This window comes from Verrucosispora sioxanthis (assembly GCF_010560025.1).
Classification (GTDB): domain Bacteria; phylum Actinomycetota; class Actinomycetes; order Mycobacteriales; family Micromonosporaceae; genus Micromonospora; species Micromonospora palythoicola.
Genome location: NZ_SAIY01000010.1, coordinates 1 through 21,546 on the forward strand (window position 1 = coordinate 1; position 21,546 = coordinate 21,546).

The following is a 21,546-nucleotide window of genomic DNA, read 5'->3' on the forward strand; positions in this document are numbered from 1 at the left end:
TTCTTCCCGTTCAGGGCCACCCACAGGGTGGCCCTGAACGCGTTTCAGCAGTTATTGCGGTGCCCGTCACGGCCCCGCGACGGATCGGCTCGCGACGGATCGGCTTCTGCGCTGGCCGACCGGCAGCGCCGCAACTCAATAGACGAGATCAGTCGCGGCTCTGCATGCTCTCCCGGAGCTGCCGGAGCAGGCCGGCGGATTCGTCGATCGAACGGCCGGGGAACATGGCCAGCACTACGCTGCCGTGGTCGGCCCAGCCGCAGACCGCGAAATCGCCACCCTCGCCGCCGGTGCTGCCGCACTTCATCACGCCGCCCAGCCGACCCGGTGACACGCCGCGGAGCCCGGTCACGGCCGCGGTCTCGTCGGCCATCAGCTCGAACAGACTCTCCAGATCCCGCTCGGGCTGCCACAGCAGGGTCGTCCCCCCGAAGATCAGTACCGATCGCCGCGCCTCTGCCGGATCCTGGTAGACCGCACCGAAGCTGCTGTCCAGCTCGATGTCGGCGGCCAGCCCACTGCGCAGATAGTCGGCGGTGCTGGCGGCCCGGTCGCTGCTGTCCAGCCGAAGACCGGAGACCTGCTCGGGCAGGGCGAGCCGGGCGTCCTTCTGCTGAACGATCCGCCAGCCCCAGGAGCCGAGCGCACCGACACCGACCAGCGCGACGATCGCGAGCACCACCACCACGGCCAGGCGCCGCCGCCGGGACCGTACGTCGGGCCGGTCGGCGCCGGCCGGCGGCTCGCGGTCGCTCAGCTCGATCGGCTCGTCGGTCAGGTCGACCGGCGAATCGCCCTCGTCGAGTTGGCGGGCGCTGAGATGTGCGTCGGACATAGCCGACACCGTACGCGAACGACAGGTGGCGCACGTCGGGTCCGTCGAAGCGCTCCGTAGACTTTCAGGGTGACCGAGAGACTGGATGCCCGACGCCCCGACGCCCCGACCCTCGCCGGCCAGTACCAGCCGGGTGAGGTAGAGCAGCGACGGTACGAGCAGTGGGTAGCCGACGGTCGATTCCGGGCCTCCGCGGACAGTGACCGGGAGCCCTTCACCATCGTGATCCCGCCGCCGAACGTCACCGGTTCGCTGCACATGGGTCACGCGCTGGACCACACGGTGCAGGACGCCCTGGTGCGGCGCAAGCGGATGCAGGGCTACGAGGCGCTCTGGCTGCCGGGCATGGACCATGCCGGCATCGCCACCCAGAACGTGGTCGAGCGGCAGCTCGCCGCGCAGGGGCTCTCCCGCCACGACCTGGGTCGGGAGAAGTTCGTCGAGCGGGTGTGGGAGTGGAAGGCCTCCTCCGGCGGCGCGATCCTCGGCCAGATGCGCCGGCTCGGTGACTCGGTCGACTGGGACCGGGAACGCTTCACCATGGACGAGGGCCTGTCCCGCGCCGTCCAGACCATGTTCAAGAAGCTGTACGACGACGGCCTGATCTACCGGGCGAACCGGATCATCAACTGGTGCCCGCGCTGCCTGACCGCCCTGTCCGACATCGAGGTCGAGCACACCGACGACGACGGCGAGCTGGTGTCGATCCGCTACAGCGACGAGGTGGTGGTGGCCACCACCCGGGCGGAGACGATGCTGGGCGACACGGCGGTCGCTGTGCACCCGGACGACGAACGGTACCGCCACCTGATCGGCACCGAGGTCGAGCTGCCGTTGACCGGGCGGCGCATCCCGATCGTGGGCGACGCGCATGTCGACCCGTCGTTCGGCACCGGCATGGTGAAGGTGACCCCGGCGCACGACCCGAACGACTTCGAGATCGGGCAGCGGCACGACCTGCCCACCCTGACGATCATGGACGAGCGGGGGGTGATCACCGCGCCCGGTCCGTTCGAGGGGCTGGACCGGTTCGAGGCCCGCCCGGCGATCGTCGCCGCCCTGCGCGCCGAGGGACGCGTCGTGGCCGAGAAGCGGCCGTACGTGCACGCCGTCGGCCACTGCTCCCGGTGCCGCACCACCGTCGAGCCCCGGCTGTCGTTGCAGTGGTTCGTCAACACCTCGCCGCTGGCCAAGGCGGCCGGCGACGCGGTACGCGACGGTCGGGTGCGCATCGAGCCGGCGGAGCTGGCCAAGCGCTACTTCGCCTGGGTCGACAACATGCACGACTGGTGCATCTCCCGGCAGCTCTGGTGGGGCCACCGGATCCCGGTCTGGTACGGCCCAGCCGGCGAGGTGGTCTGCGTCGGGCCCGATGAAGAACCGCCTGCCGGCGAGGGTTGGCACCAGGACGAGGACGTGCTGGACACCTGGTTCTCCAGCGGCCTCTGGCCGTTCTCCACGCTGGGCTGGCCGGAGCAGACCCCGGAGCTGGCGAAGTTCTATCCGACGAGTGTGCTGGTCACCGGGTACGACATCCTGTTCTTCTGGGTTGCCCGGATGATGATGTTCGGCCTGTACGCGATGGACGGCCGGCAGCCGTTCGACGTGATCGCCCTGCACGGGATGGTCCGCGACGAGCACGGCAAGAAGATGTCCAAGTCGTTCGGCAACGTGGTCGACCCGCTGGACTGGATCGACCGGTACGGCGCCGACGCCACCCGGTTCACCCTGGCCCGGGGCGCCAACCCCGGCGGTGACGTGCCGGTCAGCGAGGAGTGGTGCCAAGGCTCGCGCAACTTCTGCAACAAACTGTGGAACGCCACCCGGTTCGCGTTGATCAACGGTGCCCACACCAACGGTCCGATGCCGGCCGCCGACACGTTGTCGACGATCGACAGGTGGATCCTGTCCCGGCTGGCCCACGTTATCGCCGAGGTCGACGAGCAGTTCGAGGCGTACGAGTTCGCCAAGGTCTGTGACCTGCTGTACCACTTCGCCTGGGACGACGTCTGCGACTGGTACGTGGAGCTGAGCAAGCCGGTGCTGGCCGGTGGCGGCGAACCGGCCGAGGTCAGCCGCCGTGTCCTCGGCCACGTGCTGGACCAACTGCTGCGGCTGCTGCACCCGGTGATCCCGTTCGTCACGGAGGAGCTGTGGACGGCACTCACCGGCGGCGGGACGGTGCTGACGGCGGCCTGGCCCACGGCCGACCGGGCACTTGTCGACGACGCGGCTGAGACGGAGGTGGCCACCCTTCAGCGGGTGGTGACCGAGGTCCGCCGGTTCCGCTCCGACCAGGGCCTGCGGCCGACCCAGCGGGTCGCGGCCCGACTGGACGGGCTGTCCGGTGCCGGTGTGTCGGCGCACGAGCCGCTGATCCGGTCACTGGCCCGGCTGGACCCGGCCGGCGACGATTTCCAGGCCAGTGCGACGCTGGCCATGCCGGGCGAGGTCAGTGTCGCGTTGGACACCCGGGGCTCGATCGACGTCGCCGCCGAGCGGGCCCGGTTGACCAAGGACCGCGCGGCGGCGGAGAAGGAGGCGGGCCAGGCCCGGGCGAAGCTGGGCAACCCGGCGTTCGTCGGCAAGGCCCCCGAGCACGTCGTTTCCAAGATCCGCGAACGGTTGGCGGTCGCCGAGGCGGACCTGGCCCGCATCGACGCCGCCCTGGAGGCGCTTCCCTCGTGACCGACCGCACCGATGGCACCGATCGCCTCCGTGACGAGCGGGATGGCGCAGCAGCCGGCGAACGAACCGACCGCGCCCGTACCGGCGATCGGGCGGGCGGCGACCGGGGCGAACGGGCCAGCCGGGCCGACCGGGCCGCCTTCGCGCAGGTGGAGGCCGAACTGGCCGGGCGCGGCTTCACCCGGATGGTCTTCGAGCTGGACCGCATCACGTCCCTGCTGGACCTGCTGGGCAGCCCGCAGCGGGCCTACCCGTCGATCCACCTGACCGGGACCAACGGCAAGACCTCCACGGCCCGGATGATCGACTCGCTGCTGCGGGCCCTCGGGCTGCACACCGGGCGGTACACCAGCCCGCATCTGGAGACGGTGCGGGAGCGGATCAGCCTCGACGGCGAACCGGTGGACGAGGCCCGGTTCACCGCCGTGTACCAGGAGGTGAAGCCGCTCGCCGAACTGGTCGACGACCGTTCGGCCGAGCCGCTGACCTACTTCGACATGACCACGGCGCTGGCCTTCGCCACCTTCGCCGACGCCCCGGTGGACGTGGCCGTGGTCGAGGTGGGTCTCGGTGGGGCCGAGGACGCCACGAACGTCATCCAGGCGGGGGTGTGCGTCCTGACCCCGGTCGGGCTCGACCACACCGAGTGGCTCGGTGACACGCTCCAGGACATCGCGGTGGCCAAGGCCGGCATCATCCACCCGGGTGCCACGGTGATCTGCGCCGCCCAGGACGAGGAGGCCGCCCGGCCGATCCTGCAACGCTGCGCGGAGGTGGGCGCGACCGTGGCCCGGGAGGGCTCGGAGTTCGGCGTACTGCGCCGGGCTGTCGCCGTCGGCGGCCAGGTGCTCACCCTGCAAGGGCTGGGCGGGGTGTACGAGGAGGTCTTCGTCCCGCTGCACGGCGCCCACCAGGCGCAGAACGCGGCGGTGGCGCTGGCGGCCGTCGAGGCGTTCCTCGGTGCGGGCGCCCGCCGGCAGCTCGACGTGGAGGCGGTGCGGGAAGGCTTCGCCGCCGCCAGCTCCCCGGGGCGGTTGGAGCGGGTGCGTTCCGCGCCGACGATCCTGCTCGACGGGGCACACAACCCGCAGGGCATGGCGGCCACGGTCACCGCGTTGCAGGAGGAGTTCGCGTTCAGCAAGCTGGTCGCCGTCGTGGGTACCCTCGCCGACAAGGACGCCGCCAGCATGTTGGAGCTGCTGGAGCCGGTGGTCGACCAACTGGTGGTGACGCGGAACAGTTCACCCCGGGCACTGCCGGTCAAGGAGCTGGCGGCGCTGGCCGCGGAGGTGTTCGGCCCGGACCGGGTCGAGGTGGCCGAGGAGATGCCGGACGCCATCGAGGCGGCGGTTGCGCTGGCCGAGGAGGACGTGCCGGGCGAGCTGGCCGGCGTCGGGGTGCTCATCACCGGCTCCGTGGTGACCGTGGCCGACGCCCGACGGCTGCTGAAGCGATGACCGGCGACGGCGACGGCCAGCCCCGCCGATCGGGCCTGCGCAATCCGCAGCGGGCGGTACGCGGGCTCGGGGCGGCTGCGCTCGCCCTGGAGGCGTTGGTGCTGCTGCTGGCGATCCAGCCGATCCGGGCGGTCGGTGCTGATCTCGGTGGCGCGGCGATCGCGGTGGTCGTGACGCTGGCCGTGGTCGCCGCCGGGCTCGCCGGCATGATGCGCCGCCCGTGGGCCTGGCACGCCGGCACCGTGTTGCAGGGGCTGTTGCTGCTGTCCGGCCTGCTGCACTGGTCGCTGTTCGTGCTGGGCGTGATGTTCGCGCTGGTGTGGGCGTACGCGCTGCACGTGCGTCGGGTGATCCTGGGCTGAGGGCTACCGCGACGGGCGCGTCAGGTCAACGACGGCCCGGGGCCTCGGTCACGCCTCGGCGAGTTCCCGCCACTGGGTCAGCGCGATGCCGTGCCCGTCGGGATCGCGGAACGCCGCCGCCCACACCTCCAGCTTGCTGCCACGGTTGACCACCCGGGGCGGATAGGTGAACCGCACGCCGGACTCGCGCAGCCGCTGGTACGCCGACTGGATGTCGTCCACGTCCAGGTTGACGTGGACCAGCCGGCGACTGATCGGCTGGGCCCCGGTCACCTCGCGGAGCACCAGGCGGGTCGTCCCCGAGGAGAGCACCGCGTTGGCGGCACCCCGGTCGACCTCGGTGAACCCGAGCCGGTCCCGGTAGAACTCCAGGGAGCGGGACAACTCTGTGACCAGCAGGGTGATGCCCACCCCGCTGATCGGGGCCGCCAGGTCGGCGGCGTCCGGGTCGAAGCCGAAGATCGCCTCGTCCAGTTCCTCCGCGTCGACCGCGCCCGTCCGATCGGCAGCCGGCTGCGGCTGGTCGTCGACCGCCGGGCGGTCGCCTGCCGGCGGGCGATCGGCGGTGACCACCGGCCCCGGCTCCGGGTCGTCGAGCGGCAGGTCGAGCGGGTCGAGCGGATCCATCGGGTCGGTCAGGCCGGCGGCCGGGCCGGTCGACGGCTGCGTGACTCGCCCCGAGGCCACCGGATCGGCCACCTGGTCAGCAGGTTCGTCCCCGGCGGAGGTCGCCGAGGTGGTGAGTCGTTCCTCGGTCGGTTGTGGCTCGGTGAACCGTTCCTCGGCCGGTGTCCGTGGGGCGGGCGTGGCTCGGCGGGGCAGCCGATGCTCGTCGGAGCGTTCCACCACGGTCCCCTCCAGCACGACCGGCCGGCCCGGGCGCTGGCGTACCCGCACCGTCTCGTGGTGCTCCACGTGCTCGACGGTTTCGACGACGGCGTCGTGCGGCCGGCTGTCCGACGGACCGCCGAGTGGACCGTCAGGTGCCTCGCCCGAAGGTTCGTGGAAGTCCTCCTCCGGCATCCGGCCGGCCCAGGGCGGCGCCTCCTGCCCGATCAGTACCTCGTCCGGCGGCACCGTGGCGAACTCGGGGGGCAGGTCGGCGGTGCTGCCGGCCTCGGTGTGGGTGAGCACCTCGTCCCAGAGCACCCGGACGTGTCGCGGGTCGTCCAACGCCACCCGGATCGGCAGGGTCTGCCCCAGCGACGGCCACTTCGACACCGGAACCCGCGGCTCGATGATCTTCTTCGAGCGGGGTGGCAGCCCGGGAGCGTCGATCACCAGCTGGAGTTCGCAGCGACCGAACGCGTACTGGGTCGGTGGCTCGGAGGCGCTGTGCACGTGGCCGGCGCCGACGACCCAGGTGCGACCGCCGCCGCGCACGGTGGCCAGCGCGATCGCCAGGGCGAGCAGGGCGACACCGAGCGCGACGATCGCCCAGCTGGTCATGCCCAGGCCGAAGAGGATGACGAAGGTGGCCACGGTGCCGAGCACCGCGGCGATCAACTTGCGTACCGGTGCGATGGGTCGGTTGCCGCCACCATTCGCCACAGTGGACCTCCCGGGGGTCAGGGCCAGGCTAGGCCGGATCGGGGGCCGGGGGAAGGCCGGCCACCGCGCCGGCGCCGGGACCGGGTCGCTAGGCTGACCGTACCCAGCCTGACCGGCTTCCGCTCTGAGGAGGAACCCAGCGTGTCCAGCAGCAGCCCGGACGACCGCACGCTCGTCCTGATCAAGCCCGACGCGGTGCGCCGAGGACTGGTGGGCGAGATCATCTCCCGGTTCGAGCGCAAGGGGCTGCGGATCGACGCGATGGTGTCCCGGACGATGGACGCCGCGCTGGCCGACGAGCACTACGCCGAGCACGTCGACAAGGCGTTCTACCCGCCGCTGAAGGCGTTCATGACCGGTGGTCCGCTCGTCGCGCTGGTGCTCTCCGGCGACCAGGTCATCGAGGTGGTACGTGGCCTGATCGGGGCCACCGACGGGCGCAGGGCCGCCGCCGGCACCATCCGCGGTGACCTGTCCCTGTCCAACCGGGAGAACCTGGTGCACGCCTCCGACTCGGCCGACAGCGCCAAGCGCGAGCTGGCGCTCTGGTTCCCCGAGCTGGGCTGAGCCAGCAGGTCGGCTCAGGCCGCCCAGGGCAGCTTGTCCGGGTTGGCCACCAGGAAGATGTCGGTGATCCGGCCGGCGGCCGTGCCGAGGGTGACCGCGTACGCGACACCGGCCGCGGTGGTCACCACGGCGGCCGGCTGGCCGTTGAGCTCCGTGCGCCGCACCGCGAGCGGCCAGCCCTTCGCCCGGATGCCCAGCAGGAACCGGACCACCCGGTCGGCACCGGTGATCGGGTTTCGGGCGGCCCGTACCCGACCGCCGCCGTCGCTCCACGCGGTCGCGTCCGAGGCGACCAGGTCGGTGAGCGCGGCCAGGTCACCCTCGGTGGCGGCGGCGATGAACGCCTCCAGCAGCCGTTCCTGCTCGGCCCGGTCGGCGGTGAACCGGCGCTTGTCGCGCCCGATCCGCAGGCTCGCCCGGTGGTGCAACTGACGGCAGTCCTCGGCGGAGCGGTCCAGCAGCTCGGCGATCTCCGCGTAGGGCAGCTCGAAGGCGGTGTGCAGCACGTAGACGGCGCGCTCCGGCGGGGTGAGCCGTTCCAGCAGGTGCAGCAGCGCGGTGGAGAGCGAGTCGCGCAGTTCGGCACGCTCCAGCGGCCCGAACGGCGACGGCGCGGTCGGCACCGGCTCCGGCAACCACGACCCGACGTACGTCTCGCGGGCGGCCTGTCGGGCCCGTAGCCGGTCCATCGACAGGTGGGTCACCACCCGGGACAGGTAGCGACGCGGCTCGCTCACCTCGGCGCGGTCGACCCGTAACCAGCGCAGGTACGCCTCCTGGAGGACGTCCTCGGCGTCGTGGCGGCTACCCAGCAACCGGTAGGCCAGCCCGAGCAGCATCGGCCGGTGCGCATCGAGCGCACCGGCCGCCTGCGCCGCGTCGACCGGACTCACACGTCCGTCGGCAACTCGTTGCGGAAGGTCACCGCGATCCGGTTCCACACGTTGATTGTGGCAATGGCCAGAACCAGGTCGGCGAGGGCCTTCTCCGACCAGACCTTCGACGCGGCGTCCCAGACGTCGTCGGGTACGCCGTGCTCGCCCAGCTTCGTGACCGCGTCGGTCAACGCGAGCGCGGCGCGTTCCCGCTCGTCGAAGAAGGGCGCCTCCCGCCAGGCGGCCACCGCGAACAGTCGCCGGCTCGACTCGCCGGCGCCGAGCGCCTCCCGGCTGTGCATGTCGACGCAGTACGTGCAGCCGTTCAGCATCGACGCGCGCAGTTTCACCAGTTCCAGCACGGTGTGCTCGACGTTGGCCCGGACGTACTTCTCCAGCCCCAGCACGGCGCCGAACGCCTCCGGCGCCACCTCGGCCACGTTGATCCGCTGCATTGACAACCTCCCGATGATTCGGTCCGACACCCCCTCGACGGATCGCCGGCCTTCCCGCGTGACCACTAGCCCATGTGACCCCGCTCATGCCCCCGTCCCCGCCGGCACCCCGGGACGATCATGAAGTTGTTGTCGCGACACGCCGAGGCGGGCCGACAACAACTTCATGATCGGCGGGAGGGGTGTGGGGGGTTATTGGGGCGAGGGGTGGGAGGCGGGGTGGGTATCATGGGCGGGCAGGGCGATGATCCGGCTATCACCGGGGAGCTTCCGGAAGAACGGCCGGGTGACCGGCTCAGTAGAACCGGGCGGGTCCGGCCCGTCACAGCCGGCCAACGAGCGGGCGGTCGAACCTGACCGTCAAGCGGGGTGGTACCGCGGGCTTGGCCCGGCGCGCCGGTGACGGCGTACCCGGCAAGGCTCGTCCTCGCAGACCCACGACAGTGAGCGTCAGCGAGGAGAGCGACCGGCGATGGCCTATCCGTTGCACGACCCGACCGCCGGCGGCGTACCGGCGAGCCCGGACCTGCCCGCGGTCGAGCGCCGGGTCCTGGAGCACTGGACGGCCGACAAGACCTTCGAGGCGTCCGTCGACGCCCGCCCGGCCGGCGACGAGGGGAAGAACGAGTACGTCTTCTACGACGGCCCGCCGTTCGCCAACGGCCTGCCCCACTACGGGCACCTGTTCACCGGGTACGTCAAGGACGTGGTGCCGCGTTACCAGACCATGCGTGGAAGGCGGGTGGAGCGGCGCTTCGGCTGGGACTGCCACGGCCTGCCCGCCGAGGTGGTCGCCGAGAAGCAGCTCGGCATCACCAGCAAGGCGGAGATCCTCGACCTCGGCGTGGCCCGCTTCAACGACGCGTGCCGTTCCTCGGTGCTGGAGTTCACCCAGGACTGGGAACGCTACGTCACCCGCCAGGCCCGCTGGGTCGACTTCACCAACGACTACAAGACCCTCGACCTGGACTACATGGAAAGCGTCATGTGGGCCTTCAAGACCCTGCACGACAAGGGGCTGGTCTACGAGGGTTTCCGGGTGCTGGCGTACTGCTGGCGGTGCGAGACGCCACTGTCGAACACCGAGACCCGGATGGACGACGTCTACCGCGACCGGCACGACCCGACGCTGTCGGTGTGGTTCGAACTGACCCCCGACGACTCGGCACCGGAACTGCTCCGGGGGCCGGTGCGGCTGGGTGTCTGGACCACCACCCCGTGGACGCTGCCGTCGAACCTGGCCCTCGCCGTCGGTCCGGACATCGAGTACGCGGTGCTGGAGCGCGACGGCGTCCGTCACCTGGTGGGCGCGGCTCGACTCGGCGCGTACGCCAAGGAACTCGACGGGTACCAGCAGGTCGGCACGGTGCGCGGCGCGGACCTGGTCGGTCGCCGGTATACCCCGCTGTTCGACTTCCTGGTCGCCCACGCCGGTGACAACGCGTACCAGGTGCTCGGCGCGGACTTCGTGACCACCGAGGACGGCACCGGGATCGTGCACCTGGCCCCCGCGTTCGGCGAGGACGACCAGAACGTGTGCAACGCGGCCGGCATCCCGACCATCGTCACGGTGGACGATCACACCCGGTTCACCTCGCTGGTCCCGCCCTTCGAGGGTGAGCAGGTCTTCGACGTCAACAAGCCGGTGATCCGTCAGCTCAAGGAGCGGGGGGTGGTGCTCAAGCAGGACACCTACACCCACTCGTACCCGCACTGCTGGCGCTGCGACACCCCGCTCGTCTACAAGGCGGTGTCCTCGTGGTTCGTCGCGGTGACCACGTTCAAGGACCGGATGGTCGAGCTGAACCAGCAGATCAACTGGACGCCGGGGCACATCAAGGACGGCTCGTTCGGCAAGTGGCTGGCCAACGCCCGGGACTGGTCGATCAGCCGCAACCGGTTCTGGGGCTCGCCGATCCCGGTGTGGAAGTCCGACGACCCGAACCACCCCCGGGTCGACGTGTACGGGTCGCTGGCCGAGATCGAGCGCGACTTCGGGGTCCGGCTGACGGACCTGCACCGGCCGGCGGTGGACGATCTGGTTCGCCCCAACCCGGACGACCCGACCGGGCGTTCGATGATGCGGCGGGTGCCGGAGGTGCTGGACTGCTGGTTCGAGTCCGGCTCGATGCCGTTCGCCCAGGTGCACTACCCGTTCGAGAACGCCGACTGGTTCGAGCACCACTACCCGGGTGACTTCATCGTGGAGTACATCGGGCAGACCCGGGGCTGGTTCTACACCATGCACGTGCTGGCCACCGCGCTGTTCGACCGGCCGGCGTTCCGTAACTGCATCAGCCACGGCATCCTGCTCGGCTCCGACGGGCGCAAGATGTCCAAGAGCCTGCGCAACTATCCGGACGTCTACCACGTCTTCGACTCGTACGGCTCGGACGCCATGCGCTGGATGCTGATGTCCTCACCGGTGCTGCGGGGCGGGGACATGCCGGTCACCGAGTCGAGCGTGCGTGACGCCGTGCGGCAGGTGCTGCTGCCGTTGTGGAACGTCTGGTACTTCTTCTCGCTCTACGCCAACGCCGACTCGTACCAGGCGAGGCGGAGGACCGACTCGACGCACCTGCTCGACCGGTACGTGCTGGCGAAGACGAACGAACTGGTGTCGACGGTCGGCGCGCAGTTGGACGCGTACGACATCTCGGGGGCCTGCGCCACCGTCCGGTCCTACCTGGACGCGCTGACCAACTGGTACGTGCGTCGTTCCCGGGACCGGTTCTGGGCGGGCGACGCGGATGCCTTCGACACGCTGTGGACCGTGCTGGAGACGCTCTGCCGGGTGGTGGCGCCGCTGGCGCCGCTCACCGCCGAGGAGATCTGGCGGGGGCTGACCGGCGAGCGGTCGGTGCACCTGACCGACTGGCCGGTGGCCGAGGAGTTCCCGGCCGACCACGAGCTGGTCGCCGCGATGGACGCGGTGCGGGCGGTGGCCTCCGCGACGCTGTCGCTGCGCAAGACCAAGGGGCTGCGGGTACGGCTGCCGCTGGCGAAGCTCACCGTGGCCAGCCCGGCGGCCGGGCAGCTGCGGCCCTTCGCCGACCTGGTCGCCGACGAGGTCAACGTGAAGGAGGTCGACGTCACCGACGAGGTGTCGGCGTACTGCCAGCAGGTGTTGACGGTGGTGCCGCGGGCGCTCGGGCCCCGGGTCGGCAAGCAGGTGCAGCAGGTGATCAAGGCGGTCAAGGCGGGGGAGTGGGAGCTGGTCGACGGTGCCCCGGTGGCCGCCGGCGTCACCCTGACCGAGGGCGAGTACGAGCTGCGCCTGGTCGCCGCCGACGCCGAGCACTCGGCGCCGCTGCCCGGCGGCGAGGGGGTGGTGGTGCTGGACACCACGGTCACCGCCGAACTTGCCGCCGAGGGGCTGGCCCGGGACTTCGTTCGGGTGGTGCAGCAGGCGCGCCGGGACGCCGACCTCGACGTGTCCGACCGGATCGTGGTGACGGCGTCGGGTTCCGACGAGGTCCGGGCGGCGGTGGCCGGCTACCGCGACTTCGTGGTCCGGGAGGTGTTGGCCGACAGCGTCGACTTCGCCGAGGGGATCGACGGCTTCGCCGGTGAGGTCGGCGAGGGCGTGCCCGTGACCGTGGTGGTCCGTCGGGTCTGAGTTGCCCGAAGGGGGCCCTTCCGGCCGGGAAGGGCCCCCGCACCCAGCCAGCGGACGGGCCCGACCTCACGCATGCCGTCGTGCGGCGGTCCGCTACGGTGACACCGCCTCTTACCTCACTCGATCCGCCGGAGGACCAGTGCCGCTGCTCTACACCATCGGCAAGCTCACCGTGGGGCCGGCGATGCGGCTGGCGTTCCGTCCGACGGTGGAGGGGCTGGAGCACATCCCGGACCAGGGCGGCGCGATCTTCGCCGGCAACCACCTGTCGGTGGCCGACGAGCTGTTCCTCGGCACGGTGGTGCCCCGGCACCTGGCGTTCTGGGCCAAGTCCGAGTACTTCACCGGCACCGGCGTCAAGGGCCGCTTCTCCAAGTTCGTCCTCACCGGTCTCGGCGCGATCCCGGTGGAGCGGGCCGGCGGCCGGGCCGCGCTCGCCGCGTTCGACGCCGCCATCCCGGCACTCAAGGGCGGTGACCTGGTGGTCGTGTACCCGGAGGGCACCCGTTCGCCGGACGGGCGACTGTACCGGGGACGTACCGGGGCGGTCCGGCTCGCCATCGCGGCCGGCGTGCCGATCATCCCGGTGGGCATGATCGGCACCGAGAAGGTACAGCCGATCGGTGCCCGGGTGCCGCGTCCCTTCACCGGGAAGATCACCATCAGGTTCGGCAAGCCGCTCGACTTCACCGGCCGGCCGGACGACCGGCTGTCGCTGCGACAGTTGACCGACGAGATGATGGGTGAGATCCAGAAGCTCACCGGCCAGGAGTACGTGCCTCGCTACGCCCCGCCGCGGGCCCACCCGCCGGTCAGCGGAGAGACCGACGCCGGCTGAGCCGACGGCGCCCGAGCCGCGTCCCGCCCGTTGACGCATGGCTGGGGCGGGTGGCCGGCGGCCCCGGTCAACCGTCGGTGGTGACGATCTGGTCCCGTAGGGTGCCCAGCAGCCGGGAGCTGTCGTCCACGGAGAGCCCGGTGAAGACACCCGTGGTGATGCTGCCGTGGTCGACCGAGGTGCACACCACCGCGCCGACCCCGTCGGTGCGGCCCACGGCGCAGCGCTCGTGACGGCCCCGGACACCGGTCTCCATGATCTGCTTCTCGCCGAGGGCGTACTGGTCTTTGAGGCGCTCGATCTCGGCATCGGCGTCCGCCGACGGGGTGAACCGGAAACCGGTGCCGCCGAAGACGGTCACCCGCTTGCCGTTGCTGGTGTGGTAGATCCCGGCGAAGGTGTCCTCGGCGAGCCAGTGTGACTGGCGCATCTGGGTCTCCAACTGCCGCGCGTCGCGGGTGCTGCGCGGGTCCTCGCGCAGCCGCAGGTCGGCCACCTGCTGGGGCAACGCGGCCTTGGCCGGGTACTGGCTGGCCATCGGCATGCCGTAGTAGGCGGGACAGCCGCAGCAGCAGGCCAGGGTCAGCAGCAGCAGCAGCCAGGGCCAGCGGCGACGCTTGCGGACCGGCACCGGGACGTACCCCGCGGGCGGCTGCCAGCCGGGCGGCGGCGCCACAGGTGCGGCCTTCCGCTTGCCCCGCCGACCACGCGGCGGTGGTGACGCCGGTGGGCCGGCCGGGCCGGGCGGGTAGGGGCCGGGTGGTTGTGGCCGCTGCTGCGGCCCGACCCCGGGCAGGGGCTGGTGCTGCGGCGTGGGCTGGTGCTGCGGCGCGGGCGGGGGCGGCGGAATCGGCGAGACCGGTGCCGGGGGCCGGAGTAGGGCCGGGTCGGCGGTGGGCTCGGGTAGGACAGCGTCGGCGGCAGGGCGGGAAAATCGGTGGAGGAGATCCCAGCCGCTCGTGTCGACGCCGGCCCACGGATCGACAGGCGTCTGGTGCTCCGGCTGCGGCACCGGGGTGCCGGCGGCGGGGTGGGTTCGGCCGACTCGCCCCAGCCCGGTCGGCGCGGTGTCGCCGGCGGTACCGGTGCCGAGCCGCTCCAGCGCGGGGTCGCCGTCTCGGGCGCGGACTCGGGCAGCACGCGGGTGCCCTGCGGGCCGACAGGCGGTTCCGGCGGGACGGCGGGCGGCCTGTCGTCCGGCTCGGCGTCGGCGGGTGGGTCAACCCGGGTGGGTGCCGCCACGTCGGCGGGCGGGCCCGCCTCGGTGGGTGCGACGTCGGCGGGCCCGGTGTCGGCCTGCTTGGTCTCGTCCGAGCTGGCCGACCGACCGTCGCCCGCTGCGGGGTCGTTGGGCAGTTCGTGGGTGACCGCCGGCTCCCCGTCCCGGTGTTGATCCGGACGGCTCCCGTCGACCGGCCGGTCGGCTCCCGGCTGCGGCTCCGGCATCGCGGCAATCTCCTCTCGCGCCGGTCCGAGGTTAGTACCGGTGTGCCACCGGGACCGACCCGGGATGAGGGGACGGCCGATCCGAGCGGGTGCGCCGGCAGGTGTCGTTCGCCAACGGTGCTCGGATGGCTACCCTTAGTCTCGGTCTATGTCCGAATCGCAGGCGAAGCCCGGTACGTCACCGGTGAGCGATATCGGCCGGATGACTGGCTTCAGCGCCGGGGTCTTCGCCATCGTGATCACCCTGCTGGTGATCGAACTCCAGGTTCCCGACCATGCGCCGGGAGAACTGCTCCACGCCCTGTTCGAACAGGCTGCTGCGTACCTGGCCTTCCTGCTCTCCTTCGGGTACGTCGGCGTGCTCTGGCTCAACCACCACACCCTGTTGCGCCTCATCCGCGGAACCACGCTCGGCCTCAACTGGATCAACCTTTGGCTGTTGCTCGGCGTGGTGATCATCCCGTTCCCGACCTCGGTGCTCGCCGAGGCCTTCGCCCACGCCGGCACCGACCGCGACCGCCGGGTCGCCGTGCTGTTCTATGCCCTCGTCGCCGCCGCGATGTCCGCACCCTGGCTCGCCTTCTTCGCCTACCTCCGTCGGCACCCGATGTTGCTCGGTGAGGGGATCGGTCGGGCCTTCGTGTCCAGCCAGCGGATCCGGCCGGTGGTCGGCATGGCGCTCTATCTCATCGGTGGGGCGCTGGGCTGGTTCGTCAGCCCGGTCATCGGATTGGTCGGCATCGGCGTCATGATCTTCTTCCACGCGGTGACGAGCGAGGGTGTCCGGCGGGGGCGGTCACGTCTGCGTACGACAACCTGACCGGTTGCGCTCGCCCCGTCGGCGCGGCTGGCGGTGGAGCACCGCGTACCCTTGGGCATCATGAGCGTCCCGTCCACCACTTCGCGTCCCGTGGCGGCCAACTCCGTGTGGCCCCGCCTGGAGCCGCTGCTGCCCCAGGTGACCAAGCCCATCCAGTACGTCGGCGGCGAGCTGGGCGCGGTGGTCAAGGAGTGGGAGGCAGCGACCGTACGGTGGGCGCTGATGTACCCGGACGCGTACGAGGTGGGACTGCCCAACCAGGGTGTGCAGATCCTCTACGAGGTGCTCAACGAGCTGCCGGACACCCTCGCCGAGCGCACGTACGCGGTCTGGCCGGACCTGGAGAAGCTGATGCGCGCCCACGGCGTGCCGCAGTTCACCGTCGACGCCCACCGCCCGGTCCGCGACTTCGACCTGTTCGGCGTGTCGTTCGCCACCGAGCTGGGCTACACCAACCTGCTCGCCGCGATCGACCTGGCCGGCATCCCGCTGCTCGCCGCCGACCGCACCGACGCCGACCCGGTGATCGTGGCCGGCGGGCACGCCGCGTTCAACCCCGAGCCCATCGCCGACTTCGTCGACGCCGCCGTGCTCGGCGACGGCGAGGAGGCGGTCCTGGAGATCACCGGGATCGTCCGGGAGTGGAAGGCCGAGGGCTGTCCGGGCGGCCGGGACGAGCTGCTGCTGCGGCTGGCCCGCACCGAGAGCGTCTACGTGCCGCGCTTCTACGACGTGGACTACCTGCCGGACGGCCGGATCCAGCGGGTCGTGCCGAACCGGGCGGACGTGCCGTTCCGGGTGCACAAGCGCACCACGATGGACCTGGACGCCTGGCCGTACCCGAAGAAGCCGCTCGTGCCGTTGGCCGAGACGGTGCACGAGCGGTACGCGGTGGAGATCTTCCGGGGCTGCACCCGGGGTTGCCGGTTCTGTCAGGCCGGCATGATCACCCGTCCGGTGCGGGAACGCTCGATCACCACGGTCGGGCAGATGGTGCAGCAGGGGCTGGAGTTCTCCGGCTTCCACGAGGTGGGGCTGTTGTCGCTGTCGTCGGCCGACCACTCCGAGATCGGTGACATGTGCTCCGGCCTGGCCGAGCAGTACCAGGGCACCAATGTCTCGCTCTCGTTGCCGTCGACCCGGGTGGACGCCTTCAACATCGAGCTGGCCCAGGAGCTGTCCCGCAACGGCCGGCGGACCGGCCTGACCTTCGCCCCGGAGGGCGGGTCGGAGCGGATCCGCAAGGTGATCAACAAGATGGTGTCCAAGGACGACCTGATCCGTACGGTGGTCACCGCGTACACCAACGGTTGGCGTCAGGTGAAGCTCTACTTCATGTGCGGTCTGCCCACCGAGACGGACGCCGACGTCCTGGAGATCGCCGACATGGCGCACGAGGTGATCCGGTCCGGGCGCGCCGCCACCGGCTCCAAGGACATCCGGTGCACCGTCTCCATCGGCGGGTTCGTGCCCAAGCCGCACACCCCGTTCCAGTGGGCGGCCATGCAGCGACCCGAGGTCATCGATCACCGGCTCCGGCTGCTCAAGCAGGCCATCAACGCCGACCGTTCGCTCGGGCGGGCCATCGGGTACCGCTACCACGACGGTGAGCCGTCGCTGATCGAGGGCCTGCTGTCCCGGGGTGACCGTCGGGTCGGCGCGGTGATCCGTCGGGTCTGGGAGAACGGCGGACGGTTCGACGGCTGGAGCGAACACTTCTCGTACCAGCGCTGGGTCGACGCGGCGGCCGAGGTGCTGCCCGGTTTCGGGGTGGACCTCGACTGGTACACCACCCGGGAGCGCGACGAACTGGAGGTCCTGCCCTGGGACCACCTGGACTCGGGCCTGGACAAGGACTGGCTCTGGCAGGACTGGCAGGACGCGCTCGGCGAGTACGAGCAGGACGACTGCCGGTGGACGCCCTGCTTCGACTGCGGCGTCTGTCCGGCGATGGACACCGAGATCCAGATCGGCCCGACCGGCCGGAAGCTGCTTCCGTTGACCCCGGTCAACGGCTTGAAGCTGTCCGCCGGCGCCCAGCAGTAGTCCGGCGCACGGGTGGGGCCCGACACCGAGGAGCACGACGATCAGTAGGAAACCACAGCCCGAGGGCGGCCAGGCACCGGTCGTCCAGCGCGTCCGGATCCGGTACGCCAAGCGTGGCCCGCTGCGGTTCACCTCGCACCGGGACTTCGCCCGCGCCTTCGAGCGGGCACTGCGCCGGGCCGGCGTACCGGTCGCCTTCTCCCAGGGCTTCACCCCGCACCCGAAGATCTCGTACGCCAGCGCGGCACCGACCGGGGTGGCCAGCGAGGCGGAGTACCTGGAGATCGGCCTGCGTGAGCAGGTCGATCCTGAGCAGCTGCGGATGGCGCTGGACGCGGCGCTCTCGCCCGGCCTCGACGTGCTCGACGCCGTGGTGGCCAGCGGTGCGAGCCTGCCCGACCGGATCGAGGCGTCCCGCTGGCGGATCGAGCTACCGCAGGTGGATCCCGACGTGCTGGCCAAGGCCGTGGCCGTCTTCACCGCCGCCGACGAGGTGCTTGTCGAGCGGATGACCAAGCAGGGGCGGCGCACCTTCGACGCCCGCGCCGCAGTCGTCGACATCGATGTGATCGCCGCTTCGGCGACGCCTTCCGGGGACCCGGTCGTACCGTGTGCGATACTCGAACTGGTCGTGCGGCAGGTCACCCCGTCCGTGCGGCCCGATGACGTCCTTTCCGGCTTCCGCGTGGTGGCCGGCCTGGAGCCGCCGGTGGCCCCGAAGGTGATCCGGCTGGCTCAGGGCACGCTGACCGCGCAGGGCGCGATCGTGGACCCGCTCGACGCGGACCGCGACGGGGCAACCATCGGCGGGCGCTGACCGACGGTCGGCGTCCAGGCAGGCAGACTTCGCCGGCGCGCACTCCGTGCGCCCGGGGAAACACCTTTTGCGGCAACCCTGCGTGGCAGCGCTCACCCGCGCCCGGGGAAGCCAGAACTGGAGAACGTCCATGCTCGAGAACGAGCCCGAGGGCAGCGAACGGGCCGGCATCAACCCGGCCGACCAGACCGCCGAGGACAGCACCGCGGAGGTGACCGCCGCAACCCCGCCGCCGGACGCGACCGAGCCCGAACCGGTCGCCGACCCGCCGGAGGAGATCGCCGGTGCCGTGAGTGGCACCGCCGACCTGGGTGGCGTCGCCGACCTGGCTGGTGCGCCGAACGCCGAGCCGGCCCCTCGGCGCCGGACGACCCGCCGCCGGGCCACCTCGGTCAGCCGGCCCGAGCAGACCGACGCGCCGGTGGAGGCGACCGGAGCCGCGGCGGTGGGCAGCGGCGAAGCACCCCAGGCCGAGGTCTTCGCCCCGGTCTCCGGTGACCTCGACCCGGCCGCGAAGACGCCGCGCCGCCGACGCAAGGCGACCACCGGGCAGAAGTCCGTGGAGGAGCCGTTGGCCGCGGCCGAGGCGGAGGCCGCCGACAGTGACGTGGTGCCGCCGGTCAAGGTGACCCGTACCCGGCGTCGGAAGTCCACGACCGAGCCCGCCGAGGCCGTGACCGAGCCGCCCGCCCAGGCCGAGCCGACACAGCCGCCCGCCGACGCCGATCTCGCGCCGGCGGCCGGCACCGACTTCGGCTCCGCCGCGTTGCCCACCGAGGGGCCGCCGATCCGGCACAGCCGGCCGAGACCACCGAACCGGTGGCTGCCGTCGAACCTGACGCCGCTGCCCAGACGACAGCGCCGGCCGAGCCGGAGGGCCGGTCCCGCCGTCGCAAGGCTGCCCTCACCGCGCCGACGGTGCTGTTCATGGCACCGGAAGAGGTGATCGCCGCCCGCGCTGCCGCCGCCCAGCCTGCCGAGGAGGAAGCCGCCGAGGAGCCGGCCGAGCCGTCGCGGCGGCGTCGCCGGGGCCGGCGGGAGGCCGAGCCGACGGTGGTGACCGAGCCCGAGGAGGAACCCGCCGCCGAGGCCGAGGAGGTCTCCGAGGAGGAGGACGACGAGGAGACCGCGAGCGGCCGGCGTCGCCGCCGACGCGGTCGCCGGGGCCGGGGCCGAGGCAAGGGTGGCGCCGAGGACGCCGAGGACGCCGAGGAGGGCGCGGCCGAGGAGACCGTCCAGGCCGAGACGGACGAGTCCGAGGAGGGCGACGAGGCCGAGGGCGACGGGATGACCCGTCGACGCCGTCGGCGGCGTCGGCGGGGGGCCGGCGACACCGACGGCGCCGACGACGACGGTGTGCCCACCGTGGTGAAGATCAGGGAGCCGCGCCGGACGGTCGACGAGGTGCAGGGTGTCTCCGGCTCGACCCGGTTGGAGGCCAAGCGGCAGCGCCGTCGGGACGGCCGAGAGCAGCGCCGGACCCGCCCGCCGATCCTCAGCGAGTCGGAGTTCCTGGCCCGCCGCGAGGCGGTCGACCGGGTCATGGCGGTGCGCCAGCGCGGCGACCGGACCCAGATCGCCGTGCTCGAGGACGGCGTCCTGGTCGAGCACTACGTCACCCGCAGTTCCGCCGGGACCATGGCCGGCAACGTCTACCTCGGCAAGGTGCAGAACGTGCTGCCGAGCATGGAGGCGGCGTTCGTCGACATCGGCCGAGGACGCAACGCGGTCCTGTACGCCGGCGAGGTCAACTGGGACTCCACCGGCCTGGAGGGGAGAGCCCGTTCGATCGAGCAGGCCCTCAGGTCCGGTGACTCGGTGCTGGTGCAGGTCACCAAGGATCCGATCGGGCACAAGGGGGCCCGGTTGACCAGCCACGTCGCGCTCTCCGGCCGGCACCTGGTCTACGTACCCGGTGGCAACGCCTCCGGGATCAGCCGCAAGCTGCCGGACACCGAGCGTAAGCGACTGCGTGACGTGCTGAAGAAGCTCGTGCCCGACGGTGCCGGTGTGATCGTCCGGACCGCGGCCGAGGGCGCCAGCGAGGATGAGTTGGCCCGGGACGTCAAGCGCCTCCAGGCGCAGTGGGAGGACATCCAGGCGAAGGCCGCCGAGGGCGGTGCGCCGGTGCTCCTCTACCAGGAGCCCGACCTCGTGATCCGGGTGGTCCGCGACCTGTTCAACGAGGACTTCCGCGAGCTGGTCATGGAGGGCGACGAGGCGTACGACATGGTCGAGTCGTACCTGTCGCACGTGTCGCCGGACCTGGTCGCGCGGTTGCGGCGGCACGTCGGCACCACGGACGTGTTCGCCGAGTACCGCATCGACGAGCAGATCCTCAAGGGCCTCGACCGCAAGGTCTTCCTGCCCTCCGGTGGCCACCTGGTGATCGACCGGACCGAGGCGATGACCGTGGTCGACGTGAACACCGGCAAGTACACAGGTGCCGGGGGCAACCTGGAGGAGACGGTCACCCGCAACAACCTGGAGGCGGCCGAGGAGATCGTCCGGCAGCTGCGGCTGCGGGACATCGGCGGAATCGTGGTGATCGACTTCATCGACATGGTGCTGGAGTCGAACCGGGAACTCGTGCTGCGTCGGCTGACCGAGTGCCTGGGCCGCGACCGTACCAAGCACCAGGTCACCGAGATCACGTCACTCGGTCTGGTGCAGATGACCCGTAAGCGGATCGGCGCCGGGCTGCTGGAGGCGTTCAGCGAGACCTGCGAGTGCTGCAAGGGCCGGGGCCTGGTCATCCACACCGAACCGGTGCCGGAGAAGACGCGCTCCGGCGGCGGGGACAAGGTCAAGGCGGTCGCCTCGGCGGGTGCCCCGGCGGCCGAGCAGACGACTGGTTCGTCCCGGCGCCGAGCGCGCAAGGGCGCCGCCTCGGCGGAGCGGACCGTGGTGGAGGTCACCGAGACCGACACGACGAGCACCGCCGACGCCGACTACCACGACACCATGGGTTACGACCTGTCGCGTTACGAGACGGAGACTCCGGCCGCGGTGGACGTCGCCGACAGCCAGCAGGGTGAGTCGGCACGGCTCGCCGCCCCGGACGACCCGGACGCGCTCGGCGAGAACGACGAGGACGACGGTGGCGAGAGTGGCACCGGCCGGCGTCGTTCCCGTCGTGGCGGCGCGCGTCGCCGTACCCGGCCCTGACG

The 21,546-nt window shown here is 71.6% G+C and carries 14 protein-coding genes and 1 pseudogene; 10 read left to right on the forward strand and 5 right to left on the reverse strand.

From position 1 onward, the window contains the following. Nucleotides 1-148: 148 nt before the first annotated feature. Nucleotides 149-835, reverse strand: coding sequence for a hypothetical protein (locus ENC19_RS24180; protein WP_164449375.1), 687 nt, complete (start codon nucleotides 833-835; stop codon nucleotides 149-151). Nucleotides 836-904: 69 nt separating this feature from the next. On the opposite strand from ENC19_RS24180, the gene ENC19_RS24185 reads away from it, so the two are divergent. The 3 genes from ENC19_RS24185 to ENC19_RS24195 all read left to right on the forward strand — a co-directional run bounded on the left by ENC19_RS24185 (nucleotide 905) and on the right by ENC19_RS24195 (nucleotide 5,342). Continuing rightward, the gene (locus tag ENC19_RS24185) at nucleotides 905-3,523 is read left to right on the forward strand and encodes a valine--tRNA ligase (RefSeq protein ID WP_164449376.1); all 2,619 of its coding nucleotides are present in this window, start codon (nucleotides 905-907) and stop codon (nucleotides 3,521-3,523) included. Nucleotides 3,524-3,708: 185 nt separating this feature from the next. Further along, nucleotides 3,709-4,980 carry a bifunctional folylpolyglutamate synthase/dihydrofolate synthase gene (locus ENC19_RS24190; protein ID WP_235945093.1) on the forward strand — a complete coding sequence of 424 codons (1,272 nt, stop codon included), beginning with the start codon at nucleotides 3,709-3,711 and terminating at the stop codon, nucleotides 4,978-4,980. Beyond that, nucleotides 4,977-5,342 (forward strand): DUF4233 domain-containing protein, encoded by a 366-nt coding sequence (locus tag ENC19_RS24195; RefSeq protein WP_164449377.1) that lies wholly within the window; start codon nucleotides 4,977-4,979, stop codon nucleotides 5,340-5,342. The genes ENC19_RS24190 and ENC19_RS24195 overlap by 4 nt, the downstream gene beginning before the upstream one ends. Before the next feature lie 48 nt (nucleotides 5,343-5,390). Here the strand turns inward: ENC19_RS24195 and ENC19_RS24200 are convergent, their stop codons facing one another. Beyond that, nucleotides 5,391-6,893, reverse strand: coding sequence for a VOC family protein (locus tag ENC19_RS24200; RefSeq protein WP_164449378.1), 1,503 nt, complete (start codon nucleotides 6,891-6,893; stop codon nucleotides 5,391-5,393). A 141-nt stretch (nucleotides 6,894-7,034) separates the two neighbouring features. Here ENC19_RS24200 and ndk point away from each other — a divergent pair, with 141 nt between their 5' ends. Further along, entirely contained in the window at nucleotides 7,035-7,460 is a 426-nt protein-coding gene (gene ndk, locus ENC19_RS24205) for a nucleoside-diphosphate kinase (protein WP_164449379.1), read from the forward strand. 14 nt (nucleotides 7,461-7,474) lie between these two features. Here ndk and sigJ read toward each other — a convergent pair whose 3' ends face one another. Together sigJ and ENC19_RS24215 are read right to left on the reverse strand one after the other, a co-directional pair. Next, on the reverse strand, nucleotides 7,475-8,353 hold the full coding sequence (gene sigJ / locus ENC19_RS24210; protein ID WP_164449380.1) for an RNA polymerase sigma factor SigJ: 879 nt from the start codon (nucleotides 8,351-8,353) through the stop codon (nucleotides 7,475-7,477). Next, entirely contained in the window at nucleotides 8,350-8,790 is a 441-nt protein-coding gene (locus tag ENC19_RS24215) for a carboxymuconolactone decarboxylase family protein (RefSeq protein ID WP_164449381.1), read from the reverse strand. Before ENC19_RS24215 ends, sigJ begins: the two co-directional genes overlap by 4 nt. Nucleotides 8,791-9,262: 472 nt before the next feature. Between ENC19_RS24215 and ileS the strand changes: the two genes are divergently transcribed. Beyond that, nucleotides 9,263-12,409 (forward strand): isoleucine--tRNA ligase, encoded by a 3,147-nt coding sequence (ileS, locus tag ENC19_RS24220; RefSeq protein ID WP_164449382.1) that lies wholly within the window; start codon nucleotides 9,263-9,265, stop codon nucleotides 12,407-12,409. Nucleotides 12,410-12,548: 139 nt separating this feature from the next. Further along, a complete protein-coding gene (locus ENC19_RS24225; protein WP_164449383.1) occupies nucleotides 12,549-13,247 on the forward strand; it encodes a lysophospholipid acyltransferase family protein in 699 nt (232 codons plus the stop codon). A 67-nt stretch (nucleotides 13,248-13,314) separates the two neighbouring features. On the opposite strand, the gene ENC19_RS24230 is transcribed toward ENC19_RS24225, so the two are convergent. Then, nucleotides 13,315-13,923 carry a hypothetical protein gene (locus tag ENC19_RS24230; protein ID WP_328824366.1) on the reverse strand — a complete coding sequence of 203 codons (609 nt, stop codon included), beginning with the start codon at nucleotides 13,921-13,923 and terminating at the stop codon, nucleotides 13,315-13,317. Between the two features lie 972 nt (nucleotides 13,924-14,895). Between ENC19_RS24230 and ENC19_RS24235 the strand changes: the two genes are divergently transcribed. The 4 genes and pseudogenes from ENC19_RS24235 (at nucleotide 14,896) to ENC19_RS24250 (ending at nucleotide 21,544) form a co-directional block, all read left to right on the forward strand. Beyond that, nucleotides 14,896-15,513: a TMEM175 family protein gene (locus ENC19_RS24235; RefSeq protein WP_164449384.1), complete on the forward strand. Its 618-nt coding sequence runs from the start codon at nucleotides 14,896-14,898 to the stop codon at nucleotides 15,511-15,513. A gap of 60 nt (nucleotides 15,514-15,573) precedes the next feature. Continuing rightward, nucleotides 15,574-17,559 carry a TIGR03960 family B12-binding radical SAM protein gene (locus ENC19_RS24240; RefSeq protein ID WP_164449385.1) on the forward strand — a complete coding sequence of 662 codons (1,986 nt, stop codon included), beginning with the start codon at nucleotides 15,574-15,576 and terminating at the stop codon, nucleotides 17,557-17,559. Between the two features lie 97 nt (nucleotides 17,560-17,656). Further along, nucleotides 17,657-18,376 (forward strand): TIGR03936 family radical SAM-associated protein, encoded by a 720-nt coding sequence (locus tag ENC19_RS24245; RefSeq protein ID WP_164449543.1) that lies wholly within the window; start codon nucleotides 17,657-17,659, stop codon nucleotides 18,374-18,376. Between the two features lie 130 nt (nucleotides 18,377-18,506). Continuing rightward, nucleotides 18,507-21,544 (forward strand): annotated as a pseudogene (locus ENC19_RS24250) (Rne/Rng family ribonuclease). Nucleotides 21,545-21,546 lie beyond the last annotated feature (2 nt).

Coding starts and splice junctions, on each gene's coding strand:
- ENC19_RS24240 (WP_164449385.1), top strand. CDS start 15,574: ATGAGCGTCCCGTCCACCACTTCGCGTCCCGTGGCGGCCAACTCCGTG.
- ileS (WP_164449382.1), top strand. CDS start 9,263: ATGGCCTATCCGTTGCACGACCCGACCGCCGGCGGCGTACCGGCGAGC.
- ENC19_RS24235 (WP_164449384.1), top strand. CDS start 14,896: ATGACTGGCTTCAGCGCCGGGGTCTTCGCCATCGTGATCACCCTGCTG.
- ENC19_RS24180 (WP_164449375.1), bottom strand. CDS start 835: ATGTCCGACGCACATCTCAGCGCCCGCCAACTCGACGAGGGCGATTCG.
- ENC19_RS24195 (WP_164449377.1), top strand. CDS start 4,977: ATGACCGGCGACGGCGACGGCCAGCCCCGCCGATCGGGCCTGCGCAAT.
- ENC19_RS24215 (WP_164449381.1), bottom strand. CDS start 8,790: ATGCAGCGGATCAACGTGGCCGAGGTGGCGCCGGAGGCGTTCGGCGCC.
- ENC19_RS24190 (WP_235945093.1), top strand. CDS start 3,709: ATGGTCTTCGAGCTGGACCGCATCACGTCCCTGCTGGACCTGCTGGGC.